Source organism: Microbacterium sp. JB110, assembly GCF_003335195.1.
GTDB lineage: Bacteria > Actinomycetota > Actinomycetes > Actinomycetales > Microbacteriaceae > Microbacterium.
Map to the genome: position 1 here is coordinate 234627 of NZ_QPGM01000001.1, position 26469 is coordinate 261095.

24 protein-coding genes and 1 tRNA gene are annotated in these 26469 nt (G+C 66.7%); 21 read left to right on the top strand and 4 right to left on the bottom strand.

The window, feature by feature from the left end:
* The first annotated feature begins 55 nt into the window (after positions 1-55).
* From ileS to ndk, 4 genes are all read left to right on the top strand, one after another.
* Positions 56-3436, top strand: a complete 3381-nt coding sequence (gene ileS, locus CIK77_RS01090; RefSeq protein WP_087055743.1) for an isoleucine--tRNA ligase — start codon at positions 56-58, stop codon at positions 3434-3436.
* Positions 3436-4794 (top strand): bifunctional folylpolyglutamate synthase/dihydrofolate synthase, encoded by a 1359-nt coding sequence (locus CIK77_RS01095; protein WP_087055527.1) that lies wholly within the window; start codon positions 3436-3438, stop codon positions 4792-4794. The genes ileS and CIK77_RS01095 overlap by 1 nt, the downstream gene beginning before the upstream one ends.
* On the top strand, positions 4791-5198 hold the full coding sequence (locus CIK77_RS01100) for a DUF4233 domain-containing protein (protein WP_087055526.1): 408 nt from the start codon (positions 4791-4793) through the stop codon (positions 5196-5198). Before CIK77_RS01095 ends, CIK77_RS01100 begins: the two co-directional genes overlap by 4 nt.
* Before the next feature lie 105 nt (positions 5199-5303).
* Entirely contained in the window at positions 5304-5717 is a 414-nt protein-coding gene (gene ndk / locus CIK77_RS01105) for a nucleoside-diphosphate kinase (RefSeq protein WP_087055525.1), read from the top strand.
* Between the two features lie 63 nt (positions 5718-5780).
* Here ndk and CIK77_RS01110 read toward each other — a convergent pair whose 3' ends face one another.
* The gene (locus tag CIK77_RS01110) at positions 5781-6377 is read right to left on the bottom strand and encodes a vitamin K epoxide reductase family protein (RefSeq protein ID WP_087055524.1); all 597 of its coding nucleotides are present in this window, start codon (positions 6375-6377) and stop codon (positions 5781-5783) included.
* Positions 6378-6601: 224 nt separating this feature from the next.
* On the opposite strand from CIK77_RS01110, the gene CIK77_RS01115 reads away from it, so the two are divergent.
* A complete protein-coding gene (locus CIK77_RS01115; RefSeq protein ID WP_249268637.1) occupies positions 6602-9274 on the top strand; it encodes an Rne/Rng family ribonuclease in 2673 nt (890 codons plus the stop codon).
* An 82-nt stretch (positions 9275-9356) separates the two neighbouring features.
* On the opposite strand, the gene CIK77_RS01120 is transcribed toward CIK77_RS01115, so the two are convergent.
* Positions 9357-9623, bottom strand: a complete 267-nt coding sequence (locus CIK77_RS01120; RefSeq protein WP_087055523.1) for a DUF4031 domain-containing protein — start codon at positions 9621-9623, stop codon at positions 9357-9359.
* A gap of 209 nt (positions 9624-9832) precedes the next feature.
* On the opposite strand from CIK77_RS01120, the gene rplU reads away from it, so the two are divergent.
* From rplU to CIK77_RS01190, 13 genes are all read left to right on the top strand, one after another.
* Entirely contained in the window at positions 9833-10141 is a 309-nt protein-coding gene (gene rplU / locus CIK77_RS01125) for a 50S ribosomal protein L21 (RefSeq protein ID WP_087055522.1), read from the top strand.
* Positions 10142-10157: 16 nt separating this feature from the next.
* Positions 10158-10409, top strand: coding sequence for a 50S ribosomal protein L27 (rpmA, locus tag CIK77_RS01130; protein WP_087055521.1), 252 nt, complete (start codon positions 10158-10160; stop codon positions 10407-10409).
* A 109-nt stretch (positions 10410-10518) separates the two neighbouring features.
* Complete coding sequence (gene obgE / locus CIK77_RS01135; protein WP_087055520.1) at positions 10519-12054, top strand: GTPase ObgE; 1536 nt, start codon at positions 10519-10521, stop codon at positions 12052-12054.
* A complete protein-coding gene (proB, locus tag CIK77_RS01140) occupies positions 12051-12878 on the top strand; it encodes a glutamate 5-kinase (protein WP_087055519.1) in 828 nt (275 codons plus the stop codon). The genes obgE and proB overlap by 4 nt, the downstream gene beginning before the upstream one ends.
* A 52-nt stretch (positions 12879-12930) precedes the next feature.
* Positions 12931-14199, top strand: coding sequence for a glutamate-5-semialdehyde dehydrogenase (locus CIK77_RS01145; RefSeq protein WP_087055741.1), 1269 nt, complete (start codon positions 12931-12933; stop codon positions 14197-14199).
* A gap of 86 nt (positions 14200-14285) precedes the next feature.
* A complete protein-coding gene (locus CIK77_RS01150; protein ID WP_087055518.1) occupies positions 14286-14495 on the top strand; it encodes a hypothetical protein in 210 nt (69 codons plus the stop codon).
* Positions 14496-14505: 10 nt separating this feature from the next.
* On the top strand, positions 14506-15108 hold the full coding sequence (gene nadD, locus CIK77_RS01155; RefSeq protein ID WP_258861433.1) for a nicotinate-nucleotide adenylyltransferase: 603 nt from the start codon (positions 14506-14508) through the stop codon (positions 15106-15108).
* Positions 15105-16334, top strand: coding sequence for a hypothetical protein (locus tag CIK77_RS01160; RefSeq protein WP_087055516.1), 1230 nt, complete (start codon positions 15105-15107; stop codon positions 16332-16334). Before nadD ends, CIK77_RS01160 begins: the two co-directional genes overlap by 4 nt.
* A gap of 51 nt (positions 16335-16385) precedes the next feature.
* Positions 16386-16787, top strand: coding sequence for a ribosome silencing factor (rsfS, locus tag CIK77_RS01165; protein ID WP_087055515.1), 402 nt, complete (start codon positions 16386-16388; stop codon positions 16785-16787).
* A gap of 71 nt (positions 16788-16858) precedes the next feature.
* Positions 16859-16931, top strand: a tRNA-Ala gene (locus CIK77_RS01170).
* Positions 16932-17646: 715 nt separating this feature from the next.
* Positions 17647-20259: a sigma-70 family RNA polymerase sigma factor gene (locus CIK77_RS01175; RefSeq protein WP_170934179.1), complete on the top strand. Its 2613-nt coding sequence runs from the start codon at positions 17647-17649 to the stop codon at positions 20257-20259.
* A 138-nt stretch (positions 20260-20397) separates the two neighbouring features.
* Positions 20398-20886 (top strand): hypothetical protein, encoded by a 489-nt coding sequence (locus CIK77_RS01180; protein ID WP_212647501.1) that lies wholly within the window; start codon positions 20398-20400, stop codon positions 20884-20886.
* Positions 20887-21797: 911 nt separating this feature from the next.
* Positions 21798-22118, top strand: coding sequence for a putative quinol monooxygenase (locus tag CIK77_RS01190; RefSeq protein WP_170934178.1), 321 nt, complete (start codon positions 21798-21800; stop codon positions 22116-22118).
* Between the two features lie 99 nt (positions 22119-22217).
* Here the strand turns inward: CIK77_RS01190 and CIK77_RS01195 are convergent, their stop codons facing one another.
* Positions 22218-23066 (bottom strand): class I SAM-dependent methyltransferase, encoded by an 849-nt coding sequence (locus CIK77_RS01195; protein WP_087055511.1) that lies wholly within the window; start codon positions 23064-23066, stop codon positions 22218-22220.
* 642 nt (positions 23067-23708) lie between these two features.
* Here CIK77_RS01195 and CIK77_RS01200 point away from each other — a divergent pair.
* On the top strand, positions 23709-23948 hold the full coding sequence (locus tag CIK77_RS01200) for a type II toxin-antitoxin system Phd/YefM family antitoxin (protein WP_087055510.1): 240 nt from the start codon (positions 23709-23711) through the stop codon (positions 23946-23948).
* Positions 23945-24331 (top strand): type II toxin-antitoxin system VapC family toxin, encoded by a 387-nt coding sequence (locus CIK77_RS01205; RefSeq protein WP_087055509.1) that lies wholly within the window; start codon positions 23945-23947, stop codon positions 24329-24331. The genes CIK77_RS01200 and CIK77_RS01205 overlap by 4 nt, the downstream gene beginning before the upstream one ends.
* 50 nt (positions 24332-24381) lie before the next feature.
* On the opposite strand, the gene CIK77_RS01210 is transcribed toward CIK77_RS01205, so the two are convergent.
* Positions 24382-25317, bottom strand: coding sequence for a hypothetical protein (locus CIK77_RS01210; RefSeq protein ID WP_087055508.1), 936 nt, complete (start codon positions 25315-25317; stop codon positions 24382-24384).
* A gap of 182 nt (positions 25318-25499) precedes the next feature.
* Here CIK77_RS01210 and CIK77_RS01215 point away from each other — a divergent pair, with 182 nt between their 5' ends.
* On the top strand, positions 25500-26432 hold the full coding sequence (locus CIK77_RS01215) for an alpha/beta fold hydrolase (RefSeq protein WP_087055507.1): 933 nt from the start codon (positions 25500-25502) through the stop codon (positions 26430-26432).
* Positions 26433-26469: the final 37 nt, after the last annotated feature.

Genomic DNA, 26469 nt, shown 5'->3' on the forward strand with positions numbered 1-26469 from the left:
AAACAGTGGCCAGTCGTCCTCGCAGTCCCTTTCGGAACTGCTGGAGCCCATGAAGATGACCTACCCGAAGTCCGCGTTCGGACCGGCCGCCGATGACGCGAGCCACGTGATCCCGTCGCCGCGATTCCCCGATGTCGAGCGCGACGTCCTGGCCTTCTGGGAACAGGACGACACCTTCCGCGCGTCGATCGATCAGCGTGCGGGCGCCGATGAGTGGGTGTTCTACGACGGCCCGCCGTTCGCGAACGGCCTTCCGCACTACGGGCATCTGCTCACCGGCTACGCCAAGGACCTGTTCCCGCGCTTCCAGACGATGCGCGGCAAGAAGGTCGACCGCGTCTTCGGCTGGGACACGCACGGACTGCCCGCCGAGCTCGAGGCGATGAAGCAGCTCGGCATCACCGAGAAGAGCGAGATCGAGGCCATGGGCGTCGATGCTTTCAACGCGAAGGCGCGCGAGTCGGTGCTGGCCTACACGCGCGAGTGGCAGGATTATGTCACCCGCCAGGCGCGCTGGGTCGACTTCGCAGGCGGCTACAAGACCCTCGACCCCGGGTTCATGGAGAGCGTGCTGTGGGCGTTCAAGCAGCTCCACGACCGCGACCTCGCCTATGAGGGCTACCGCGTGCTCCCGTACTGCTGGCGCGATCAGACGCCGCTGAGCAACCACGAGCTCCGGATGGACGACGACGTCTATCAGGACAGGCAGGACCCGTCGGTGACGGTCTCGTTCCCCTTCACGGGGGAGAAGGCACAGCAGCTCGGCATCGCCGGCGTGCGGGCGCTGGCCTGGACGACCACGCCGTGGACGCTGCCGACGAACCTGTCGCTCGCCGTCGGGCCCGGCGTCGAGTACGCCGTCGTGCCGGTCGGCCCGAACGGCACGACGGAGGGCGCCGCAGGCGAGGAGTTCCTGCTCGCGGCCGACCTGGTCGCCGCCCACGCGAGTGAGCTCGGCTACGACGAGCCGGATGAGGCGACCGCCGCCATCCGGGCCCGGATCAGCGGCACGGAGCTTTCGGGCGTGACCTACGAGCCGCTGTTCGACTACTTCACCGACGTCGAGACGTGGGGAACGCAGAACGCCTGGCAGGTCATCGCCGACGACTACGTCACCACCGGCGACGGCACCGGCATCGTGCACCAGGCGCCCTACGGTGAGGATGACCACCGCGTGCACGAGGCGCACGGCATCCCGTCGATCGTCTCGCTCGGCGCTGACGGCCGTTTCCTCGATATGGTTCCGGATGTCGCGGGCCAGCTGTGGTCGGATGCGAACACGCCCATCGTGCGGCTGCTGCGCCAGAACGGCAGGCTGCTGCGGCTGCGCTCGTACGAGCACAGCTACCCGCACTGCTGGCGCTGCCGCAACCCGCTGATCTATATGCCGGTCTCGAGCTGGTTCGTGCGCGTCACGGACTTCAAGGACGATCTGCTCGCGAACAACGAGCAGATCACCTGGGCGCCGGAGAACGTCAAGCACGGCCAGTTCGGCAAGTGGCTCGAGGGCGCGCGCGACTGGTCGATCAGCCGCAACCGCTACTGGGGAACGCCCATTCCGGTGTGGAAGTCGGACGACCCGAACCATCCGCGCGTGGACGTGTACGGCTCGCTCGAGGATCTCGAGCGCGACTTCGGCCAGCTGCCGGTGAACGAGCACGGCGACGTCGACATGCACCGGCCGTACATCGACGACCTCACCCGCCAGAACCCGGACGACCCGACCGGGCAGTCGACGATGCGCCGGATCGAGGACGTCTTCGACGTCTGGTTCGATTCCGGATCGATGCCGTTCGCACAGGTGCACTACCCGTTCGAGAACAAGGACTGGTTCGACTCGCACGCGCCGGCCGATTTCATCGTCGAGTACATCGGGCAGACCCGCGGCTGGTTCTACGTGATGCACGTGCTCTCGACGGCGCTGTTCTCCCGCCCGGCCTACACCGGCGTCAGCTGCCACGGCATCGTGCTCGGCAACGACGGCCAGAAGATGTCGAAGTCGCTGCGCAACTATCCGGACGTCAACGAGGTGTTCGATCGCGACGGCTCCGACGCGATGCGCTGGTTCCTGATGTCGTCGTCCGTGCTGCGCGGCGGAAACCTCTCGGTCACCGAAGAGGGCATCCGCGCGGGCGTGCGCGAGTTCATGCTGCCGCTGTGGAACTCGTGGTACTTCTTCGCCACCTATGCGAATGCCGCAGGATACGAGGCGAAGCGCTCGACGAGCTCGACCGACGTGCTCGACCGCTACATCCTGGCGCAGCTTCACCTGCTGGTGCGTGATGTCGCCTCCGACCTCGACCAGCTCGACTCGACGACGGCGTCCGCCCGCCTGCGTGACTTCGCCGAGGTGCTGACCAATTGGTACGTGCGCCGCTCGCGCGACCGGTTCTGGACGGGCGTCACGGACGACCCGAAGAGCACAGAGGCCTTCGACACGCTGTACACGGTGCTGGAGACGCTCACCCGCGTCGCCGCGCCGCTGCTCCCGCTCATCTCCGAGCGGGTGTGGCAGGGACTCACCGGCGGGCGCAGTGTGCACCTCACCGACTGGCCCGATGCGGACGAGTTCCCGCTGTCGTATGACTTGTGGGAGGTCATGGAGAAGATTCGCGAGGCCTCCAGTGTGGCGAATGCGCTGCGCAAGAGGGAGGGCCTGCGCGTACGACTGCCGTTGACGAAGCTGATCGTGGTCACATCCCGCACGGAAGAGCTCGCCCGTTTCGAGAGCATTCTGCGCGAGGAATTGAACGTCAAGCGAGTCGACCTGGTCGAGCTCGGCGATGACACCGCAGAGCGATACGGGATCTCGCGCCGCCTGAACGTCAACGCCCGGGTCGCGGGCCCCCGGCTGGGGAAGCGCGTGCAGGAGGTGATCAAGGCTGCGAAGTCCGGTGACTGGTCGGAATCGAATGGCGTGGTCACAGCCGGTGGGATCGAGCTCATCGGGAGCGAGCAGCTGGATGTCACTGGACTTCCCGATGACGAGGTCATCATGACCGACGGAGAGTACTCGATCGAGTTGGAGACCACGGGGCGCCCTGAAGGCGAAGCGCTCGCGCTTCTTCCCGGTGACGGCTTCGTGCTGCTGGACACGACGACCACGCCGGAGCTCGAGGCCGAGGGTCTGGCGCGCGACGTCATCCGGGCCGTTCAGGACACGCGCAAGGCCGCGGGCTTCGACGTCAGCGACCGGATCCGGCTCGAGCTCGGCTTCTCCTCGCCGGAGGACGCAGCCGCCGTCCGTGCCGCGTTCGATGCGGCGGACGTCGCGGGCGAGACGCTGGCCGTCGGCGGGTGCGAGCTGTTCGACGACTTGGTCGAACGCGATGCGGAGTTCGCTCAGACGATTCCGGCGGGAACCTATGCCAATGCAGGCGACATCCGCGTCGCCGTGACGCGCGTGGTCGTCGAGGCCGTGCAAGTGGAGAACTGATGAGCGACAACGACCGCGCCCGTGCGGACGCCGTCTACGAGAACCTGCTGGCCAGGGCCGGCGAGCGATGGGTGCAGCCCCGCAAAGAGCGCACGGCACGCGTGCTGGAGCTGCTGGCCGACCCGCAGCACACCTACCGCGTCGTGCACGTCACGGGAACGAACGGCAAGACCTCGACGGCGCGCATCGTGGAGCGGCTCGTGCGGGCGCACGGTCTGCGCACCGGCCTGTTCACCAGCCCGCACCTGACGCGGTTCACCGAGCGGATCCTGATCGACGGCGAACCCATCGCCGACGACGTGATCGCCGACGCCTGGGACGAGATCTCACCGTTCGTCGACATGGTCGATGCGGAGCTGGCGGATTCCGACGAGGAGCCGCTGACGTTCTTCGAGCTGCTGACGGTGCTCGCGTTCGCGGCCTCCGCGGACGCTCCCGTCGACGTGCTCGTGCTCGAGGTGGGCATGGGCGGCTCGTGGGACTCGACGAACACAGCGGACGGCGACGTCGCGGTGTTCGCGCCCATCGCGCTCGACCACGCGGATCGGCTCGGCGACACGATCGAGAAGATCGCCGAGGTCAAGGCCGGCATCATCAAACCGGGCGCCCGAGCCGTCTCGGCACAGCAGACGCCGGAGGTCGAGGCCGTGCTGCGCCGTGTCGCGAAGGAGCAGGGAGCGACCATCTCCTTCGAGGGCGAGGACTTCGCCCTCTCGGAGAGCAAGCTCGCCGTCGGCGGCCAGCTCGTGTCCATCCGGGGCCTGACGGGGGCGTATGAGGAGCAGTATCTGCCGCTGTTCGGGCAGCACCAGGGCGAGAACGCGGCGCTGGCGGTGGCCGCCGTCGAGTCGCTGATCGGCGATGCGTCGCAGCAGGTCGCTGACAATGTTCTGGCAGAGGGGCTGCAGGAGGTCGTCTCTCCGGGGCGGCTGCAGCTCGTCGGAGTCGAACCGACTGTGATCATCGATGCCGCACACAACCCGCACGGGGCGGCCTCGCTGGCGCGCGCGCTGCAGGACGCGTTCGACATCCAGGAGTGGGGCGTCGTGCTCGGCGTGCTCGACGACAAGGACGCCGCCGGCATCATCGCCCAGCTCTCACCGGTCGCCACTCACATGTTCGTGACGGAGCCAGACTCGCCGCGCGCCGACTCGGCCGACTTCCTCGCGGACCTCATCGAGGCGACCGGTCAGCGCGCCACCGTGCACCGCGATCTCTCCGACGCCGCAGAAGCCGCCAGGGCATGGGCGAACGGAGCGGAGAAGCGCGCCGTCGTCATCTCCGGCTCGGTCGTGCTCGTCGGTGAGGCGATCGCCCTCGCGGAGGCGGAGGGCTGGAAGAACGTGGAGCGCCGATGACGCAGGAGCAGCCGAAGCCGGCCCGCTACCGCCCGCTGCAGGAGAAGCTCGGACAGATCGTCCTGGTCAGCGAGGCGCTCGTGGCATTCCTCGGCGGCCTCGTGCTCTACGGGCTCGACGCGACCGGCCCGCTGCCCGCATGGTGGGGAGTGGTGGCCGGCGGCGTGATGGCCGTGCTGTTCTTCCTCGCATCAGGGCTGCTGCGCTGGCCGTGGGGCTACGCCGTCGGATGGGCGCTGCAGGTGGTCGTGCTGCTCGGCGGGTTTCTCGAGACGGGCCTGTTCATCGCGGCACTGGTGTTCGGCGGCCTGTGGGCGTACGCCGTGGTGTGGGGCTCGCGCACGGAACGGCGCGTGCAGCGCCAGCGCGCCGCGTACGAGCGGGAGCACGGCGGCGAAGCCTGACAGACTGGTGTCGACCTGTTCGAGTCGGTGACCGTGTCGCCGTGACGGAAGATCGCAGGGCACCCGGGGAGACGCGCCGGGCCCTCACGAACGAAAGAGGAATACATGCCTACGGAAGAGACACTCGTCCTCGTCAAGCCGGACGGCGTCGCCCGCGGCCTGACCGGTGAGATCCTCGCGCGCATCGAGCGCAAGGGGTACTCGCTCGTCGACCTGCGCCTCGTCGAGCCCAGCCGCGAGCGACTCGAGAAGCACTACGCGGAGCACGAGGGCAAGCCGTTCTACGAGCCGCTGCTCGAGTTCATGATGTCGGGCCCGTCAGTCGCCATCCGCCTCACCGGCGATCGCGTCATCGAGGGCTTCCGGTCGCTGGCAGGAACGACTGACCCGACCAGCGCCGCGCCGGGAACGATCCGCGGCGACCTCGGTCGCGACTGGGGCCTGAAGGTCCAGCAGAACCTTGTGCACGGCTCGGACAGCCAGGAGTCGGCCGAGCGCGAGCTGTCGATCTGGTTCTGAACCGGAACGGAACCCCTGCCGTGCTGCGGCGGGGGTTCCGTTCATCCGGGCAACGCGCACTCCCTAGAGGAATTCGACCAGCACGTTCAGCCTGATCTGTGCCAGCAGGGCGATGATGGCGAAGCTCACGACGGTGAACAGCGGCACCCAGCCGGCCAGCTTGTCGGCCGCCTTCCCGGCACGGGACCCGAGGGGAATCGCACCGATGCGGATCGCGTGCAGGGCAACGGCGTAGAACGAGGGGATCGTGACCGACCAGGTCACCATGCACCACGGGCACAGCGTCGACAGGCTGAAGATCGACTGGAAGATGAGCCAGCAGATGAACCCGAAGGCGAAGGTCATGCCGGCGGTGAACAGAGTCCAGAACCACTTCGGGAACCTCACCCCGCCGAGGATCGCCACGCCGACGACGAGCGGCGCCATCCAGCCGGCCACGCCGATGAGAGGGTTCGGGAACCCGAAGGCCGATCCCTGCCACTCGTTGAGATTCTTCGTGCACTGCACGAGGACGCTGAAGTCGCAGCCCGCAGTCGTGCCGGGGCTCTCCAGCACATCGAGTTTCTCGATCATGAGGGTGAAAGCCGCGATCCAACCGATCACGGACGCGATGATCAACCAGACGCCGAGGGCGGTCGGCCGGGTGCGTGTGCTGGGCATGAGCAGATTATGACACCGCCAGATACACGCCCTCTGATCCGCGCATGCGATAATGGCACGCAAGGCGCAACCCGCGGGGGATCCGCGAACCGCGCTGAAGAGACTTCGAGGCGGAAGCCTCTCGCGACCAGAGCGAACGCCGGTCGACGCAGTACGCGGGCCCGGGAAGGGCTCGCTCGAGAATTCCGGGCGCGCATAAGCGCTCGTCGAGGAGTACGCCAGAGATGGCCGATGAGAACAGTGAACACAGCGAGAACGACACCTTCGACACAGCCGCTGCCGAGGAGGTAGCGACGCGACGCGACGAGGAGGCGGAGGGCGCCCAGCCGGTGCCCGAAGCCGACACGGCCGCTGAGCTCGTCCACGGCGAGCCGGTGGAGTCCGCGGTCGAGCGGAACGACGTACCTGAGGGCGTCGACGGCGACCAGCCCGAGCGGGCGGACGACACCGGAGATCCGGAGCGCGAGACTGCGCCGGAGGGCACCGGTGACGAAACGGCACCGGCTGACGCGGCCCCCGTCGCAGATGAGTCGACCGAGGAACAGGTGACTGCGCAGGGCGGGCAGAACCCGGATCCGGCCGCAGCAGACGGCGACAAATCGGGCGAAGCCCCGGACGAGCAGGCTCCCGCGGGAGCGGCCGACGGCGGGCAGAGCCGTGGCGGCGAGGCAACCGGATCGCCGGATGCGTCGACCGTGGCGAAGCACGCACCGGAGACGAACGAATCGGAGCCGGAGGTTCCGGAACGTCTCACCGCGGTGAGCCTGGGGCTGCTGCCGGAGACATTCGTGTCGTCGCCGTCGACTGCGCTGCACTTCTATGCACCGCAGATCGCTCCGCTGCCGGCGCTGCCGCGCGACACCGATCTGCGCAGCGACGATCGTCGCGACGATGATCGTCGTGACGACCAGCGCGATGACGACGATGACTCCTCGGCACGGGGCAACCGCAGGCGCCGCCGCCGTGGTGGCAAGGGCGGCGGATCCGACCGTCAGCCTGAGCTGATCACCGAGCCGCAGGCGATCAAGGGCTCCACGCGCCTCGAGGCGAAGAAGCAGCGCCGCAGGGACGGCCGTGAAGCCGGCCGCCGCCGATCCGTCGTCACCGAGGCGGAGTTCCTCGCCCGGCGCGAGTCGGTCGATCGCCAGATGGTGGTGCGCTCGAAGAAGGGCCGCGTACAGATCGGCGTGCTCGAGGACAAGGTGCTCGTCGAGCACTATGTCGCGCGCGACCAGGATGCGTCACTGATCGGCAACGTCTACCTGGGGCGGGTGCAGAACGTGCTGCCGAGCATGGAGGCGGCGTTCGTCGACATCGGACGCGGACGCAACGCCGTGCTCTATTCCGGCGAGGTCGACTGGGACGCCGTCGAGACCGGCAACCAGCCTCGCCGCATCGAACTCGCACTCAAGCCGGGCGACCGCGTGCTGGTGCAGGTGACGAAGGATCCGGTCGGGCACAAGGGTGCCCGTCTGACGAGCCAGATCTCGTTGCCCGGCCGCTACCTGGTCTATGTGCCTGGTGGCTCGATGAACGGCATCTCGCGCAAGCTTCCCGACAACGAGCGGCAGCGACTGAAGAAGATCCTGAAGCAGGTGCTCCCTTCCTCCAGCGGCGTCATCGTGCGCACCGCGGCAGAGGGCGCCACAGAGGAACAGCTCACGCGCGACGTCAACCGTCTGACCAGCCAGTGGGAGCACGTCAGGCAGGCGGTCGAGAAGGGCAACGCCCCGAGCCTGCTGCACAGCGAGCCCGACCTGTTGGTCAAGATCGTCCGCGATGTCTTCAATGAGGACTTCACGAAGATGCTCATCCAGGGCGATGACGCGCACGGAACCATCACGACGTACCTCGAGCAGGTCGCACCCGATCTGCTCGATCGTGTCGAGCGCTACGACGGCGAGCAGGATCCGTTCGATGCATTCCGCGTGACGGAGCAGATCGAGAAGGCGCTCGACCGCAAGGTCTGGCTGCCCTCCGGCGGCTCCCTCGTCATCGACCGCACCGAGGCGATGACCGTGGTCGACGTGAACACGGGCAAGTTCGTCGGGAGCGGCGGCAACCTCGAAGAGACTGTGACCAAGAACAACCTCGAGGCCGCCGAGGAGATCGTGCGCCAGCTGCGGCTGCGCGATATCGGCGGGATCATCGTGGTCGACTTCATCGACATGGTGCTCGAGTCGAACCGCGATCTCGTGCTGCGTCGTCTCATCGAGTGCCTCAGCCGCGACCGCACCAAGCATCAGGTCGCGGAGGTGACGTCCCTCGGCCTCGTGCAGATGACGCGCAAGAAGCTCGGCCTCGGACTGCTCGAGACGTTCAGCGAGGCGTGCGAGGTCTGCGCCGGCCGTGGAGTGATCGTGCACCACGACCCGGTCGCCAAGCACCGCTCGTCAGGCGGCGGCGGCAACCGTCGAGGCCGTGGCGGCAGCGGCGGCGGGTCGAACGGCAACGGATCCCACAAGCAGGGTTCGAACGACGCGTCTGGCTCGCACGGGAACAGCAACGGCAACGGTGCGACCCACGTCATCACCGATGGTGTGAAATCAGCGCTGGCGCAGATCGCGGCATCGACCATTCCGGCGGCGCAGGAGCCGGAGCAGAAGGACCCCGCTGTCGAGATCGCGCTGCCCGAGGGACCCCGACAGGAGCCCGCATCGGAGGAGCGGTCGAAGAAGCCCCGGCGCAAGCGCTCGGACAAGCAGGACCGCGCTCCGCGGACCGAGCAGGCTCCCGAGCGCCCGAAGTCCGAGAAGGAGCAGCTGCTCGACTCGGTCCTCAGTGCGCTTCCGGAGCCCAAGGAGCCCGGCCGTGGACGCAACCGCACCAAGAGCCGTCGCGTCACGACCGCCGCCCTCACCGGCACCGCCGTCGAGGTCAACCCCACCGACGACTGACGACGCTGCGCAACTCTTCATTTCTGGCACATCTCCGGGTGGGCACACCACCGCTGATGTGCCAGAAATGAAGAAATGGGCGTCAGGGGCGGTCGCGCTGGCGCACACGGAGACCGGATGCCGCGAGGCGGCGGACCAGGTCGCGGCCGGTGACGGGCTCGGCTCCGGCGGCGATGAGGCGATCGACGATCTCCTCGGGGACGTCGTAGTGGTCAAGGTCGAAGCTGCGCGGGTGCAAGCCATGGTCAGCGGCGAAGGTGTGCAGCTCGTCGAGGGAGGCGTCGCTGACGAGGTGCGCCCAGAGCCGCCCGTGCGCCGGCCACATCGGTTTGTCGATCAGCACACTCATGATTCGAGCCTACGACCAGACACGCGGGTGGCGCGCTTTGCCTGAATCGCCGTCATCCGGTAAAGTTAACCGTTGGTGCGTGAGGTGTTTCCTCCCGAGGGCCTCAGTTGAGCAGCCCGAGTCCGCGCCCCGGAGCCTGCGTCAGCAGCAGGCCGCAGTCCTCCCGTGTGATTTCGGAGCCATGAGCTCCCCGATGAAACAGGTATGAAGTGGTATACGCAATTGTGCGCGCCAGTGGCCGACAGGAGAAGGTCGAGGTCGGCTCGGTGATTCAGCTGAACCGTGTCCAGGCGGCACAGGGCGAGACCATCGAGCTCCCCGCCGTGCTGTTCGTGGACGGCGAGACCGTGACGAGCGACGCAGACAAGCTGGCGAAGATCAAGGTCACCGCCGAGATCGTCAAGGATCTGCGCGGCCCGAAGATCGTCATCCAGAAGTTCAAGAACAAGACCGGTTACAAGAAGCGCCAGGGGCACCGTCAGGACCTCACGCGCGTCAAGATCACCGGTATCAAGTAAGCGCGGAAGGCTCGAAATGGCACATAAGAAGGGCGCAAGCTCATCCCGTAACGGTCGCGATTCCAACCCCCAGTACCTCGGAGTCAAGCGCTTCGGTGGTCAGGAGGTCAACGCAGGCGAGATCCTCGTCCGCCAGCGCGGCACCAAGTTCCACCCCGGCGTCAACGTCGGCCGCGGCAAGGACGACACGTTGTTCGCTCTCGAGACGGGCGCCGTGGAGTTCGGTCACAAGGGCGGCCGCAAGGTCGTCAACGTCGTCGCAGCCTGAACGGTCGCACGACGCGATAGCTTTCGGAACGGGGCGGGCTTCGGCTCGCCCCGTTCCTTCTTTTTCCGGATGGAGTATCCGGGCACGGCATCAACGCTAGTGAGGCACCATGGTCACGTTCGTCGACGAGGTGACGCTGCACCTGCAGGCGGGGCGAGGCGGCAACGGCTGCATCTCCGTGAAGCGCGAGAAGTTCAAGCCGCTCGGCGGGCCGGACGGCGCGAACGGCGGTGACGGCGGCGACATCGTTCTGGTCGCCGACCCGCAGACCACAACTCTGCTGAACTACCACCACTCGCCGCACCGGAAGTCCGTCAAGGGCGGAGAAGGCGCCGGCGACATGCGCTCTGGATACCAGGGTGAGGACCTCGAACTCCTGGTTCCGATCGGCACTGTCGTGAAGGATCCGTCCGGCGAGGTGCTCGTCGACATGGTGCACCCCGGCATGCGGTTCATCGCCGCCCCAGGCGGGCGCGGTGGTCTGGGCAACGCCGCGCTGTCGTCTCCCAAGCGCAAGGCGCCCGGATTCGCCCTGCTCGGCACGCCGGGGTGGACGGGTGACGTCGTCCTCGAGCTGAAGACGGTCGCCGACGTCGCCCTGGTGGGGTTCCCCTCTGCGGGCAAGTCGAGTCTGATCGCGGCGGCGTCGGCTGCGCGTCCGAAGATCGCGGAGTACCCCTTCACGACGCTGCAGCCCAACCTCGGCGTCGTGCAGGCCGGCGATATGCGGTACACGGTCGCGGACGTACCAGGCCTGATCGAGGGAGCGAGCCAGGGGCGAGGGCTCGGCCTCGAGTTCCTCCGCCACGTCGAGCGCTGCACGGCGCTCGTGCACGTGCTGGACTGCGCCACGCTCGATCCGGGGCGCGACCCGCTCACGGATCTCGAGACGATCAGGGCGGAGCTCTCCTCCTACGACGTGCCGGAGGGGCAGACGCCGCTGCTGGACCGGCCGCAGGTCGTGGTGCTGAACAAGGTTGACGTGCCGGAGGCGCGCGAGCTCGCGGAGTTCGTGCGCGGCGACATCGAGGCGCTCGGTTACCGAGTCTTCGAGGTCTCGGCTGTGGCGCACAGCGGTCTGCGCGAGCTCACGTTCGCGCTGGGTCAGCTGATCGAAGAGCATCGCGCGGCTGCTCCGGTCGAGGAGGCGCCTGAGCGCATCGTCATCCGCCCGAAGGGCTCAGAACGCGACTTCGAGATCCGGGTCGAGGGCGGCACGTACGGCAAGGTGTACCGCATCCTCGGCGACAAGCCGCTGCGCTGGATGCAGCAGACCGACTTCCAGAACGAAGAGGCCGTCGGCTACCTCGGCGACAGGCTCGAGAAGCTCGGCGTCGAGAACGAGCTCTACCGCCTCGGCGCGGTGGCCGGATCGACCGTCACCATCGGCACAGGCGACGACAGCGTCGTGTTCGACTGGGAACCGACGATCTCGTCGGCAGCGGAACTGACACCCTCGCCGCGCGGAACCGACATGCGCTTCAGCGGAGGCGAGGGGCGCCGCACGACGAACGAGCGTCGCGAGGAGTACCACCGACTCATGGATGCGCGTTCCATCGAGCGCGACGACGAGGAGCAGCGGAGACTGTCGAGCCGCGGCGAATGGGAGTCGGGGGACACGCGCGAGAGCGAGGACGACGCGTGAGCGCTCGCACCCGCGCCGACCTGGTCGGGGCGAAGCGCATCGTCATCAAAGTCGGCTCGTCATCGATCAGTGGAGAGGCCAAGCGGCGCATCCCGATGATCGTCGCGGCGCTGGTCGATGCGTACGAGCGCGGAACCGAGGTGCTGCTGGTCTCCTCCGGCGCGATCGCCACCGGCATGCCGTTCCTCGACATCGACTCGCGGCCGACCGACCTCGCCACGCAGCAGGCAGCGGCGGCTGTCGGGCAGAACGTGCTCGTCTACCGCTACCAGGATGCGCTGCGTCCGTTCGACATCGTCGCCGCGCAGGTGCTGCTCACCTCGCGTGACCTCGAGGATGCGACAGCCCGCAGCAACGCACGTCGTGCGATCGACAGACTGCTCGGCCTGCGGGTGCTTCCCATCATCAATGAGAACGACACGGTCGCAACTCACGAGATCCGGTTCGGCGACAACGACCGTCTTGCGGCTCTCGTCGCACGGATGGTCGGCGCCGACGCGCTCGTGCTGCTCAGCGACATCGACTCGCTCTACACGAAGCCGCCGGCCGAGCCGGGAGCAGAGCGACTCGAGACCGTGGCGTTCGGTCAGGACCTCGCCGGACTCGAGTTCGGCGCGACGGTCGTCAACAGTGTGGGCACCGGGGGAGCGGCGACGAAGGCATCCGCAGCGCTTCACGCCGCCGCGGCCGGTATCGGCGTGCTCGTGACCGGAGCCGACCTGGCATGGTCCGCCCTCCGGGGAGAGCAGGTCGGCACGTGGTTCGAGCCGGCCGACCTCGAGCGAGTCGCAACCACCGGCGCGCTCGATACACTGGCCGAGTAGCGCGAGAAGACGAGACGAGGCGACGCAGGTGAGCACAGCGGTGACAGGCACCATCGAGCAGGCGACCGGGCAGGGCGAGACCCCACAGGCACGGCTCGCCGCGGCGAAGGATGCTTCGCGCGAGGCCGCTCGGCTCACCAGCGACGGCAAGACGCGGGTCCTGCACGCGATCGCCGATGCGCTCATCGCTGCCGAATCCCGCATCGTCGATGCCAATGCCGACGATCTCTCCCGAGGCGAGCGCGAGGGGCTCAGCACCGCGCTGCTCGACCGCCTGCGCCTCGACACGGCGCGCATCGCGGGGCTTGCGGCATCGCTGCGCGAGATCGCCGCGCTCCCGGATCCCGTCGGCCAGGTGCTGCGCGGGCACAGACTGCCCAACGGCGTGCAGATCGAGCAGGTGCGAGTGCCGTTCGGGGTCGTCGGCGCCATCTACGAGGCGCGCCCGAACGTGACCGTCGACATCGCCGCGCTTGCCCTGCGCTCGGGCAACGCCGCCGTTCTCTACGGTGGCAGCGCCGCCAGGAGCACGAACGCCGTGCTCGTGCAGGAGATGCGATCTGTTCTCGCAGGCAGCGGCATCGCTGCGGATGCGATCCAGAGCGTCGACGACTTCGGCCGCGACGGCACAGCCGCTCTGATGAACGGTCGTGGGTTCGTGGACGTGCTCGTCCCGCGCGGCAGCGCGGGACTCATCCGGACAGTCGTGACGGAGTCGACCGTTCCCGTGATCGAAACCGGATCGGGCGTCGTGCACGTCGTGCTCGATGAATCGGCGCCGGATGACTGGGCGCGCGACATCGTCGTGAACGCCAAGGTCCAGCGCCCGAGCGTCTGCAATGCGGCCGAGACGGTGCTCGTGCACCGCGGCGCCGCGGAGCGACTGATCGGGCCGATCGTCGCGGCGCTGCAGGAGAACGGCGTCACGGTGCACGGCGACGACCGCGTGCGCTCGCTCGCCGGCGGCGTGGTTCCCGCAGCGGAGGAGGACTGGGCCGCTGAGTACCTCAGCCTCGACGTCGCGATGGGCGTGGTCGATTCGCTCGACGACGCGATCGAGCACATTCGGAGATATTCGACCGGACACACCGAGTCGATTGTGACGACCGACACCCGCCGTGCCGACCGCTTCCTCGCCGAAGTCGATTCGGCCGTGGTGATGGTGAACGCATCGACTCGATTCACCGACGGAGGCGAGTTCGGGTTCGGTGCCGAAGTGGGCGTGTCGACACAGAAACTGCACGCGCGAGGCCCCATGGGGCTGAGCGAGCTGACGAGCACCAAATGGCTCGTACGCGGCTCCGGCCAGGTCCGCGAATAGCACCAGCGTCGCGACGCTCCGGGCTCTCGGCCGAGGATAAGGTCGGGGCGCGATAAACTGAACGAAAAGTACTGAACGGAGTCAGGATGACCTTCATCTCCGCGCTCGTGGCGGCTGCTGAGGAGCACCACGGGAACGTCGCGCTCGAGACACTGCCGTACGGCATCATCGCCGCTGTGGTGTTCGCCCTGCTCGGGCTCGTGACGTTCTCGTACCGCAACGTCGCCAACCGCCACGCCGACAAGGTCGAGCGCGCGCACGAGCCGTCGTCGCACAAGGCGGGGCACGGCCACTAGGCCACTTTTCGTGACTGAGCAGACTCGCGCACCGCGGATCGGGGTGATGGGCGGCACCTTCGACCCGATCCATCATGGCCACCTCGTCGCCGCCAGTGAGGCGGCTGAGTCGTTCGGGCTCGATGAGGTGGTCTTCGTCCCCACGGGCCAGCCGTCGCACAAACCTGCGGTGTCTCTGGCGGAATCGCGGTACGAGATGACGGTCATTGCGACGGCGTCGAACCCACGCTTCACGGTGAGCCGTGTCGACATCGACCGCAGGACCGCGACCTACACGGTGGACACCCTGCGCGACCTGCGCAGGGAGCGTCCGGATGCGGAGCTGTTCTTCATCACGGGCGCCGACGCGATCGAGCAGATCATGGGATGGCGTGACGCCGACGAGCTGTGGGATCTCGCCCATTTCGTCGCCGTCACCAGGCCGGGGCACGCACTCGACATCGAACGGCTTCCCACCACGGACGTGAGCCTGCTGGAGATTCCCGCGCTGGCGATCTCATCGACGGACTGCCGTGACCGCGTCGAACGCGGGTATCCCGTGTGGTATCTCGTTCCCGACGGCGTCGTGCAGTACATCGCGAAGCATCATCTGTATCGGAGCAAGGCAGCATGAGCACCCCAGAAGAGCCGCTGACCAGGCGTCAGCTGAAGGAGTTGCGCCGTACCGGCCAACTGCCGATCGTCGACGAGGAATCGACGGACGACGCTGCGGCGCCGCAGCAGGAACAAGCAGACACGGCGGCGGGCGACGAGCACGCGTCCGATGCGGCCGCTCCGGATGAGGCGGGCGCGTCGAGTGAGGACGCTCCGGCTGCCGAGGCGGAGGTCGAGCCCGCAGCAGAGCCCGAGCCAGAAGAGGATCCGAAACCTCTGACGCGCAAGGAGATGCGGATGCATCGCCTGCGCACGAGCCAGATCGACGTGGTCGAATCGGAGCCCGCCGAGCAGGCCGATGACGCCGCCGATCGTGAGGCGGACGCTGAGGGTGCGTCGGAGGGGACGTCGGATTCCGCACCCGAGGCCGAGCATGTCGCAGCGCCGGTCGCATCCGGCACCGACAGCGACGCAGCGACGTCGGATCCCCCCGCGGCAGAGCATGCCGACGAGACGAAGCTCCCCGTCGGCTTCGAAGGTTCACAGACCGAGGACGCGGCAGAAGGCTCACCGGATGCTGCGCACGAGGAGCGGCCCCAGGTGGGAGCGAGCTTCGGCGCTGCGGTCTTCCGCCAGGCCGAGGAGCGTCAGCGCGCCGAGCGCGAGCAGGCAGAGCGTGAGGCGGCCGAGCGCCGAGAGGCGAAGGAACGCGAGAACGCGCTTGCCGACGAAGCGGAGGCGGCCCCGCACGACGGAGCTGCCCAGTCTCAAGACGAGCCAGCGGCATCCGGAAGCGACACGAGCGAGCTTGCCGCGGAGGCGTTCCAGCATTCTCTCGAGTCGAGCGGTTCGACATCCGGCAACGCCTCCGCCCTCATCCTGAAGGACATGCCGGGCGCGGCTGCGCTGAACGCACCGATCACCGCGACGGGCGAACTGATCCTGACCAGCTCGCACACGTTGCCGGACGGAATCGGCACCCACGGCGCGGCGAAGGGCACCACCGACGGTAAGGACGTCGACGACGTTCTGATCGACGGCGAGATCCCGCAGCACTCGTCGCCGACGCCGATCTCGGCGTCGAGCGCTGTGAGCACTTCGAAAGCACCGGGTGAGGTCATCCGGCCACCCTCGCCGGAGAAGAATCACGGGCTGATGCTCGCACTGGGCATCACCGCCGGTGTGCTCGGCGTCGCCCTGATCGGCGTGGTCGTGTACGTCTTCGCCACCGGCGCACTCAATTGACCGAGGCGGCTCCAGCCGCCCTGCACGAACAACGTCTGGGAGACCCTATAGATGCCCTCCGCTGAAACGCTTGACATGCTGCAGGTCGCGGCCGCAGCAGCTGACGCCAAGGGCGGCACCGACCTCGTCGCCCTCGACGTATCTGCGCCGATGCCGCTGGTGGACGTGTTCCTGATCGTCACGGGCCGCAACGAGCGCAACGTCGCGGCGATCGCCGACGAGATCGAAGACCGGATGATCGAGGCGGGTCACAAGCGTCTGCGGCGCGAGGGGCGGCAGTCGTCGCGCTGGGTGCTCGTCGACTTCGGCGATGTGGTCGCGCACGTCTTCCACGAGGAGGAGCGGTCGTACTACGCGCTCGAGCGGCTCTGGAAGGACTGCCCGTCGATCCCGATCGAACTGCCGGAACAGCCAGGCGCGGCAGCGGATGCAGGCGGCACGCCCGGGGCGTGACATGATTTCGCTTCCCCCAAATCGGTGATGTAAACTCATTGAGTTGCCCCGGAGAGTCGGGGAGCGAATATGGGCCCATGGCGCAGCTGGTAGCGCACCTGCATGGCATGCAGGGGGTCGCGGGTTCGAGTCCCGCTGGGTCCACATAAAGTTGAACGTTCGAACCTTGCCTCGCTTGATTGCGGGGCAAGGTTCTTTCGTTGTACGGCCTGGGGCTGGTGGCCAGGAAGGTCTGGCTCGCTTCGACAGCGCACAGGTAGAGCTTGCCCTCCGCGGCCTTGTGCTCGGTGTAGGGTCGGCCAGCCAGAGCTGGTTCGGTCGCTCCGCGGCGAACTGATGACGCGACCAGATCACGCCGTGCTCCTCGTGTAGCGCGGGAACTTCGAGTGCGGCATACTCGCTGGCCTGGCCGTTGACGGTGATGCGGATGCCGTGGTCAGCGACCTCGATCGACCATGGCGCGCGGGTCTGGCCGAGCAGCCGCGTGAGCGAGCTCGCTTTCCAGGCCTTCATCCACGCTGTTCCTCTGGTGATCATCGGATGGGCTTGGTCGCTGGTCATCGCCTCATTCCGCTCAGCGCGATGCAGGCTGAGACGTGGAAGTACGCGCGCATACGTTCGAGCCCAGAAGCCTGACGGGCATGGTGTGTCGCCCGGCACTCAGAGGCGATCCAGACCGCACCAATCACCTCGCACCGCAGGAGCAACGCCTCTCCGACCGGAGTGAGAAGACTTCGTTGAAATATTGTGACCCGCGAGGAGGCACTCGGCGCTTCGGATGTCTGAGGTCACTGCCAGGATGAAGCCAACCAGGCAGTATTCCCGGCCCGATGCCTGTCCGAGGAAGGAACCTAGGCCCGTGCTTGATGTCGTAGGCAGTCAGACGATTCTCGGCGCGCCCTCCACCTCCCAAGAAGCAGCAACTCTGCCGCCGCACCCGCTGGAAGATCCGCAGCTGAGTCTCTTTGCCTGGCAGGAAGATGCATTCGAGGCGTGGCGCCGCAACAACTACCGAGGAATCGTCGAAGCAGTGACCGGCGCGGGTAAGACCCGCCTCGGACTCGCCGCTGTTTCCGACGCTACGCGTCAAGGGCGGCAAGTGCTCCTGGTTGTTCCGACCATCGAGCTGCTTCATCAGTGGTTTGGAGAGATTCGCAAGCTCCTGCCGTGGGTCGTAGTCGGGCGGCTCGGCGATCAATATCGTGATGACTTCCGCACGCACGAGGTCATCGTGTCGACCATGCAAAGCGCCCTGGCAAACGCCGAGAGCGGCGTCGTGAACAAGCTTGCCGGCCATGGCAGCCGTCTCCTCATCGTCGATGAAGTGCATCGGGCGGCGGCGGAGAAGTTCTCGAAGATCCTCGACGAGGGATACTCGCGGCGACTGGGACTCTCCGCGACTTACCAGCGCACGGATGGTGCCCACCTCATTCATTTGGAACCGTACTTTGGCGGAGTCGCCTACCGGCTCTGGTACGACAGGGCGCGCGCGGACCGACTCATCGCTCCGTTCGACGTGGCGCTCGTCGGCGTCAATCTCTCATCTGACGAAGCCGCACGCTACGAAGCGCTCTCCGGCGACATTCGGAAGGCGCACCGGACTCTGCACGCGTACCTTCCCTACACGGATGTGCGACCTGCAGATTTCCTCGCGATCGTTGCATCATGGGCGGCCGAGGAAACAGCGAATGCTCGGAACCTCACGGCGCGCAAGTACATGCGCGCCGTCTCATCACGGCAGAAGCTCCTCGCCCAAACGCAAGCCAAGATCACGGGGCTCACAGAGCTTGTGCCTGCGTTGGCTCAGGCCAACAGCTCCCTGATCTTCTCGTTGACGCAGACCGGCGCTGATGAAGCCGCAGCCGTGGTGAGCGAGCGTGGCATCGCGGCGACCGCCGTATACAGCGAGATGGGGAGATCTGACCGAAAGACGCGGATGGCGCAGTTCCGCAGCGGCGACCTCCCCGTTCTCGCAGCGCCTCGTGTACTTGACGAGGGAGTCGACGTACCAGAAGCAGAACTCGGAATCGTGCTGGCAGCGAACCGCAGTAAACGTCAGCTCGTCCAACGACTCGGCCGGGTGATTCGCCGAAAGGCCGACGGACGCGCGGGAAAGTTCGTCGTCTTCTACACCAGAGGAACCATCGAGGACCCGGAGGTCAGCGGCGACGAGCACCTCAATGAGGTCCTGCCACACGCGCGCGAACTCGGCTGGTTCGGGCTTCCCGACGACCGCGATGACATCCTCCGATTCCTCGAGAATCCCCCTCCTGCTGAGCCCATCGAAGCGCCAGCCGCCGGGAAGTACCGCAAGGCGACGACGCCTACGCCGGTGCAGGACTCTTCGGGTGTGCCAGGCCGAGTTCTCGGCGGTGCTGACAAGGACCGTGACCGCGGCGGTTCGAGTGCAACTGCGGGTGGGAGAGCAGATCAGCCCGAGGAGCCTCAGGAGGCTGCCGTTCAAGAGACGCCTCCGGCATGGGATGGCGAGGTTCCGGAACAGCTGCGCGGCGTAGCGCAGCTGGGGCGTGACTCAACCCAAATGTACCTCCGTCAGATCGGTAAGCAAACGCTCCTCTCAGCACGTGAGGAAGTGGACCTCGGCGAAGCGATCGAAGTCGGTGTACTCGCGAAGGAGCGTGTGGAATCCGTGCGCTATAGCACCAGGCGAGAGAAGCGCGATCTCGAGCATCTGGTGCGTCAAGGAGCCAGCGCTCACCGGCGGTTCACGAACGCGAACCTGAGACTGGTGGTCAACATCGCGAAGAAGAGCGCTGGACGTGCGGGGAAGCTGGAGCTGCTCGACCTGATCCAAGAAGGAAACCTGGGACTGGAGCGCGCGGTCCAGAGATGGGACTTCACACTGGGGTACAAGTTCTCCACTTACGCCTCCTGGTGGATCAACCAGGCCATTTCCCGCGCGGTAGCGGATACCTCACGGACGATACGCGTCCCCGTCCATAAAGCCGACGAGCTGCGAAGAGCCCAGATGGTTCTCACAGACCACGAAAACTGTGCCGAGATCAGCGACCCTCGCGACCGTGCTGCCGCAGATCTCGAGATGAGCAGGCAGCAGCTTGAAGACCTGCTCGCCCTCGATCAGCGCCCGCTCGATATCGACCGCGACGAGTGGCTGATCGAGCCAGGACACACCCAGCTCACCACTCTCGGAGGGATCGTGATCGACGAGTTCGCTGAGGACATCGACTCATCCAGCATCAGGGCGGAGACCCGGTGCCGCGTCGATGAGGCGTTGCAGACACTCGATGAGCGCAGCGAGCGTGTTCTCCGGATGCGCCATGGGCTGACATCAGCTGACGAGTGGAAGCCGATCTTCGAGCCCATGACGCTTGATGCAATCGGTTTTGAGATGGGAGTGACCCGAGAGCGAATTCGACAGATCGAGAAACAGGGGAAGACTGACCTCCTCGAGGCGCTCAAGGAGCTTGGCGTTCACTCGGCACAGCACTAGCGGCACGGTGCTAGACTATTGGTGACGCCCCGGTGGAGCGCTGGCTCTGGCAACAGAGTTACTCTCGCCGGGGCTTTGACGTACATGCCGAACCAGTGAGGTAGTCAGCGGCCTTCCGATCCATCGCGCCGGTCTCCAGTGGGTGGGCAGTGGATCGATGTCTGGCTATCGAAGCCCAGGTTCGGGCGCTATCTACGGGACGTCGGTGGGGACCGCGAGCGCGCGCTCGCTCTGTACGAGTGGAATCTGCAGCTCGGGGCAGCGATCATGCGTGATGTCGCTCACGTCGAGGTCGCGCTCCGGAACGCCTATGACCGCGTGATGAACAAGCACTGGCGTGGCCAAGCTCATTGTCTCCTGGAGGACGCGTCACCGGTGCTCGCGCCGCTGTGGCGCACACGTCGTGGTCGTCGCATCGATCTCAACGCGCGCAACAGGACCACCGTCAGTGATGCGATCCGTAGATGCGTTGGCGTGTCGTCGGCCAAGCCCGGTGAGGTCATCGCTGAGCTCTCTTTCGGATTCTGGCGGCACTGCACGGACGCCGCGCACGAGAAGGCGCTCTGGGTTCCGTACCTGCACCGTGCATGGCCGAAGAAGACCAGCCGCGCAGCGCTTGAACGCTGACTCGGGGTGATCAACATGGCGCGAAATCGCGCGTCGCACCACGAGCCGTTGTTCGGCGCGGGCGCTGGCCGGAGCATCGAAGCAGCGCACGACGAAGCGATTCGACTGTCCGGGATGCTCCTGCCTGAACTGGCCGAGTACATTCGGGCGACGACAGTGGTTCCACGGGAATTGATGGCTCGGCCGTAAGCGGACTCACCGTGTTCGCGCATGCGTATCGCGACTCTGTACCCCGCGCTTCATGAGTCGGTTGCGGACGGTATCGGGTTGGTAGTCGAGCGCTCGACCGATACCTGCTAGAGATTCTCCTCGCTCGTAGCGGCGAATCATCTGATCGATCTCAGCTTCGGTAGGGGAGCCGCCTCGCACTTTGTTGCCTCGGTGTCGAAGGTGCGTGCCGAGTCGCACGTGGCTGATCCCGTACGGTGCCACTGCCTCGTGGAGCGTCGCTCCGGCGAGGTACTTAGCTTCGGCTTCGCGGAGCTGTGCCTCGTTGAGAACGATGCGCTGCCTGGCGTCTTTGTGTCGAAGTCGCATCGCGACGGGCTCAAGGCCGCGGAGCTGGTGATGCACGCTGGCCGAGGCGAGCGCGGGCTGGGGAAGTTTCTTTCGTGCTGTGGCCGAGGAATGGCGTCGAGGATCGTTGCGAAGTCCTACGCGACATGAAGGATGTCCCGCCGAGCCTGCTCGGCCGGTGCCTGTCGCCGTGGCGATTCTTCGGCACGCCTCTTGACGTGGGTCATCTTCAGGAGAACACTCCTGTTCTGAAGGGTAGCGGATTCTCGTGAGCTCAACGGCGTTCAGGATTTCGCCGGAGACTTCTGCGGCCCGAGGCTGGCGGACGAATGCTGGCTATAACGACGCGACGACCGAGCTCGCTCGCGGGTTGCGCGACACGAAGGGATGCGGCAATGGCTGATCACGGAACGGCCGGCGTGCTGACGGCGGTGGTCACAATGACGGTGAAGCCGGACCGTGAGGAGGATTACCTCGCCTTTGTGACGGGCGTGATGGAAACCGTCCATCGCGAGGAACCCGATGTCCTCCTCTACGTGATGCACCGCCATCCGCAGCTGCCGCACACCTTCGTGTGGGTCGAGCGCTATGCCAGCCGCGCGGCGCTCGAGGCGCACAGTGGGTCCGTCCATATGGCCGCGGCATTCCAGGAGCTTCCGCAGTTCCTGACCGCACCGCCCGAAATCCTCGAGCTCGAGCAGTCCCTTCCCGCTTGACCTCAGGAATCACGCGGCAGGCGCCTTCGCCCTGCCGTCTGGATTCGAGTGCCCCGTCGGGCACCGGCGACGGTCGCCTTGCTCGCGAGGTAAGCGGCCCTATGTCGCGCGGGCTCCTGATGCGATGACGAACTCGAGTTCTCCGCCGACGCCGTCGCCGTCGCGGAACTGGCTCAGTCCCTCTCGTACGACGTCCCAGGCTCGCGTTTGCTCGGGCTCGTTCAGCGTCGCGACGACAGACCGGTAGGCACCCGCCGCCTCTTGGAAGAAGATCACGGCGTCGTCGAGCGAGTCGAAACGGATCGGTGCTCGGACCTTCGTCGTCTGCATCTGTGTGAGCCCTGCTCCTGACAGCAGGGAATCGACGACTCCATCTCTGCCCAATGCGAACAGACCCGGTGTGCCGGGCGCCGGAGGCGGAGTCTCCGTGTGGCGAAGCAAGAGCCCCATCGGCACCGACATGAAGGGGTTGTTCTCCGGGGTGGTGAACACCAGCGCTGCGAACCGGCCGCCGGTCCTCAACGCGCGGCCGACGGCCGCGACCGCCTGCCCCGGTGCCGAGAAGAGCATCGCTCCCAGGCGGCAGATCGCCGCATCGAAACTGCCTCCGGCCAGGTCCAGCTCCTCGGCAGCGCCTTCGAGCGTACTGACGTTCTCCGCTCCGGCCTCGGCAGCGCTCCGCCGTACGTATTCCAGCATCGTGGCCGAGATGTCGGTCGCGACGACATGACCTTCGCCCCCGACATGTTCGGCTGCCTGCAGCGTCTGACTCCCCGCGCCGCAGGCAACATCCAGAACCCGCATGCCCTCCGTGACACCCGCGGCTTCGATCATCTGTTCCGTGGCATCGGGGAGCGTGCGTCCCCAGACGTACTCCCATTTCGCCCACCCGGGTGCGGCAGTCTCCCAGATGCGTCGCAAGTCCGAAACGGATTCCGCATCAGTCATACCGTTCACCTACCCGTTCTCGAATTCGATCGCAGCGCGACCATCGAACTTGGGCGCCTCGGCTCATACGGGCGGTGCCGTCGGCACAGGTGGACACGGTGGATCTCCGTTGAGACTGCTCGCCGACCGAGGAGCTGTCAAGGCCCCGTAGAGACATACCCAGATCCGCAAATGTCACCCTTCCCCGTCGACTCGCCTCGACGCGGACTACATGCAGGAGCGCGGTGGCAACGCTCTGCGGTCGCCACGCTTCGTCGACTGCGAGCTCATAGACACTGTTCGGCGGTCAGTAATGAGATGATGCGTCGTCAGACACAGCCGTTCGAAGATGACTGCCACTCTGGTGTCACTCGATCATTGCTGTACTTGAGAGGGTGAAGCCAGGCGGGCGATCTGACTCCGGGCAGGGGGTGACCGAGCCGCGTGGAGACTGGGTGTCGTATCCGCGGGGTTCAGATGTCGATCGTCGAGGTCCCGAATGGCGGCCATCAATTCCCGCGCCCTGCGGCCGTCCGCAGGTACCAGCCCGAGTGCAGGCTCAGATGCTCTGATCTCGGCCCTCGATGTCATGGCAGGTCCAGGATCGGAATCTGCATCGTGCCAGATTGACTAAGGTCAACTAGTTCACAGAAGGGGACGGCGATGCAGATAGTCAACATGCACGAGGCGAAGACGCATCTGTCGAGGCTCGTCGACGCGGCCGTGGACGGCGAATCGATCACGATCGCCAAGGCGGGGAAGCCCCTCGTCCGCCTGGTGCGCATCGAGGCGGAGGACGTGTCGCCGCGCTTGGGCTTCCTGCGGGGACAGGGGCAGGTTCCGTCGGACTTCGATTCGATGGGTGACGAGGAGATCGCGAATCTGTTCGAGGGCACGCGTTGATCCTGCTCCTCAATACTCATCTGCTGCTGTGGGCGGCGTACGAGCCCGACAAGCTGAGCGCTGACGCAGTCGCGACGATCGAAGACCGAGCGAACACATTGCTGTTCAGTGCCGCAAGCATCTGGGAGATCGCGATCGAGTCGGGCCTGGGTCGCGACGATTTCCGAGTCGATGCGCACGTGGTCCGTCGGGGTCTGCTCGAGGCGGGCTACGAGGAACTCGCCGTCTCCGGCGTGCACGGCGCGGCTGTGGCGGAACTGCCCGCAGTGCACCGCGACCCGTTCGACCGGATTCTCGTTGCGCAGGCGCGACAGGAGGGCGCCATTCTCCTGACCGCCGACAGCGCGGTGGCGGCGTACGGGCCGCCGACCCGATTGATCTGAGCACGACAGGGCCGAGGCGATCGCGCGTCATCGCCGTGCGAACAGCCTCGTCAGCGTCGTCCGTCGTCGAGGTCCCGGATGACAGCCAGTAGTTGCTGCAGCTGCATCCAACGTGCGGGGTCGGCTTCCACGAGCGGCTCGCGGGCGACGAGGACCAGCCACGGGCCGTGCACCTCGACCGCCTCGATCGGGAACGGTGAGGAAGCGATGACGGCGGCAAGTGCCTGCGGGAATCGGATGTCCGTGACATCGCGGGTGCCCGAGGGCAGGTGGAGCGAATAGCCGTGAAGATGCCAACCAGGGCGATCGACCCGAGACCAAGCGCGGCTCGGGAGCGACAGGCGTCCCTTCGTGAGGGGCGGCAGGATCACGCGCAGCAGGAATCGGCTGCGACCGCTGCGCAGCTGAACCGCGGCGTATCCGTAGGCGCGGAGCGCACCTTCTGGCACATCGAGATCTCGGAAGGCGCAGTTCGCGATGAACGCGTTCACCGGCACTGACGTGCTGAACAGATCGGTCAGTTCGCCGGTCGACTGATGAGCCAGGACGGCGCTGGGCACGGGCGGAGACGCCGCGGGCGAATACCAGAGTCGATTGACATGGGCGAAACTCGCCAGGCGGTAGCGGGTGTCGTCGACGCGTCGTCGACGGATCAGTGCTGCGACGAGGAGAACCGCCGCGACCACGAGACCCAGGAGCACGAGGCCGTTCCACAGCGCCGCAGTCAAGTCGTCGAAGACGATCGAGGCGACCAGACCCAGGCCGAAGTACACGGCGAAGACCGTGGTCAGCACGAGCGCGATGATCTGCGCCGTCAGCAGAATCGCGCGGCCGGAGCGCGAGTCGGCGAGAGGCAGGGCGCCTGCCGCCCGCATCCGGAGCTCGTACTCGCGGGCCGTGTCGGACGAGACGACTTCGGTCAGCGGCCGCGTGTCCCAAGCGGGAGGGGCCGCGCCGAACCGAGTCTGCGGGTCGCCGGTCGTCATCCTGTGCACACGGTAGCGCTGGTGCGTGGCGAACGGGTGAACGGGACATGCACTTCGGGGGATGCCCGTCCGAGGCGCGCACGTTCGTGCATCCGGGGCCCGAATCCGGGCGCTCGCCAGTGCGGTGGTGGGTAGCATGGCGACGACTTCGCACCGAGGCGGAGCAGGATGAAGGGGACGTGATGGCACTTCACGAGGTCGAGTTCGCATCGCACAATGCGCGTGACACGATTCAGGGCTGGATCTACGAGCCCACCCGCCCTGCCAGGGCGATCGTGCAGATCGTGCACGGCCTCGGCGAGCATTCCCGGCGCTACCTGCCGCTCATCGATGTGCTGCTCGATGCGGGCTTCGTGGTCGCTGCGGACGACCATGCCGGGCACGGCCGCACGGCGATGCTCTCCGGCGTGTGGGCCGACGCCGGTGCGGATGCCGCAACGACCGTCGTGGAGGACGAGCGCACGCTTCAGAGGCTGGTCCGTGAGCGGCATCCCGACCTGCCGTACGTCGTGTTCGGCCACTCGTGGGGCTCGATGATCGCTCGAGCGCTCGCCTCGGGGGAGGACGCCGGGCTCGACGGTCTGGCGCTGTGCGGAATCGCCGCGCAGATGCACGGCATGGAGAACGTGCTGGATCGCGGCGCACTCGTCGCGGCCGACGGCGACGACGCCCCGGCATCGGAGGAGCTGGTCGGACAGCTGTTCGACGGCTTCCTCGATCGCTACGGCGACGGCGCCGGCCCCACCGATTGGGTCGCCAGGGACGCGGACGTCGTGCGCGACCACGGCATCGACCCGCTGAACAACTTCGGGGCCCCGATGTCGGTGCGCTTCCTGCGCGGCTTCGCCGGACTGTACGACTCGGCCAACGCGCCGGAGTGGTACGACACCATCCGCGCCGATCTGCCCGTCCTCATCCTCGCGGGTGACCAGGACCCGGTGACGAACTTCGGCGAGGGCGCGTATCACGTCGCCAACCGCCTGGTGCGCAGCGGAACCACCGATGTGCGCACGGTCGTGTACCCGGGCTTCCGCCACGAGGTGCACAACGAACCGGAGACGCGCGACGACGTGGCCGCGGAGCTCGTGCTGTTCGTCGAGGACGCAATCGGCTGACGCTGATCGCGGGCCCGTGCCGACACCGGTAATCTGG

Bases quoted from the DNA above. Each gene is read 5' to 3' on its own strand.
- CIK77_RS01200 (WP_087055510.1), top strand. From the start codon at position 23,709: ATGCAGATAGTCAACATGCACGAGGCGAAGACGCATCTGTCGAGGCTC.
- CIK77_RS01095 (WP_087055527.1), top strand. From the start codon at position 3,436: ATGAGCGACAACGACCGCGCCCGTGCGGACGCCGTCTACGAGAACCTG.
- CIK77_RS01195 (WP_087055511.1), bottom strand. From the start codon at position 23,066: ATGACTGATGCGGAATCCGTTTCGGACTTGCGACGCATCTGGGAGACT.
- CIK77_RS01160 (WP_087055516.1), top strand. From the start codon at position 15,105: ATGAGCACCCCAGAAGAGCCGCTGACCAGGCGTCAGCTGAAGGAGTTG.
- obgE (WP_087055520.1), top strand. From the start codon at position 10,519: ATGGTCACGTTCGTCGACGAGGTGACGCTGCACCTGCAGGCGGGGCGA.
- ndk (WP_087055525.1), top strand. From the start codon at position 5,304: ATGCCTACGGAAGAGACACTCGTCCTCGTCAAGCCGGACGGCGTCGCC.
- CIK77_RS01110 (WP_087055524.1), bottom strand. From the start codon at position 6,377: ATGCCCAGCACACGCACCCGGCCGACCGCCCTCGGCGTCTGGTTGATC.
- CIK77_RS01100 (WP_087055526.1), top strand. From the start codon at position 4,791: ATGACGCAGGAGCAGCCGAAGCCGGCCCGCTACCGCCCGCTGCAGGAG.
- CIK77_RS01190 (WP_170934178.1), top strand. From the start codon at position 21,798: ATGGCTGATCACGGAACGGCCGGCGTGCTGACGGCGGTGGTCACAATG.
- rpmA (WP_087055521.1), top strand. From the start codon at position 10,158: ATGGCACATAAGAAGGGCGCAAGCTCATCCCGTAACGGTCGCGATTCC.
- rsfS (WP_087055515.1), top strand. From the start codon at position 16,386: ATGCCCTCCGCTGAAACGCTTGACATGCTGCAGGTCGCGGCCGCAGCA.
- CIK77_RS01115 (WP_249268637.1), top strand. From the start codon at position 6,602: ATGGCCGATGAGAACAGTGAACACAGCGAGAACGACACCTTCGACACA.
- ileS (WP_087055743.1), top strand. From the start codon at position 56: ATGACCTACCCGAAGTCCGCGTTCGGACCGGCCGCCGATGACGCGAGC.
- CIK77_RS01210 (WP_087055508.1), bottom strand. From the start codon at position 25,317: ATGACGACCGGCGACCCGCAGACTCGGTTCGGCGCGGCCCCTCCCGCT.
- CIK77_RS01120 (WP_087055523.1), bottom strand. From the start codon at position 9,623: ATGAGTGTGCTGATCGACAAACCGATGTGGCCGGCGCACGGGCGGCTC.
- CIK77_RS01215 (WP_087055507.1), top strand. From the start codon at position 25,500: ATGGCACTTCACGAGGTCGAGTTCGCATCGCACAATGCGCGTGACACG.
- CIK77_RS01150 (WP_087055518.1), top strand. From the start codon at position 14,286: ATGACCTTCATCTCCGCGCTCGTGGCGGCTGCTGAGGAGCACCACGGG.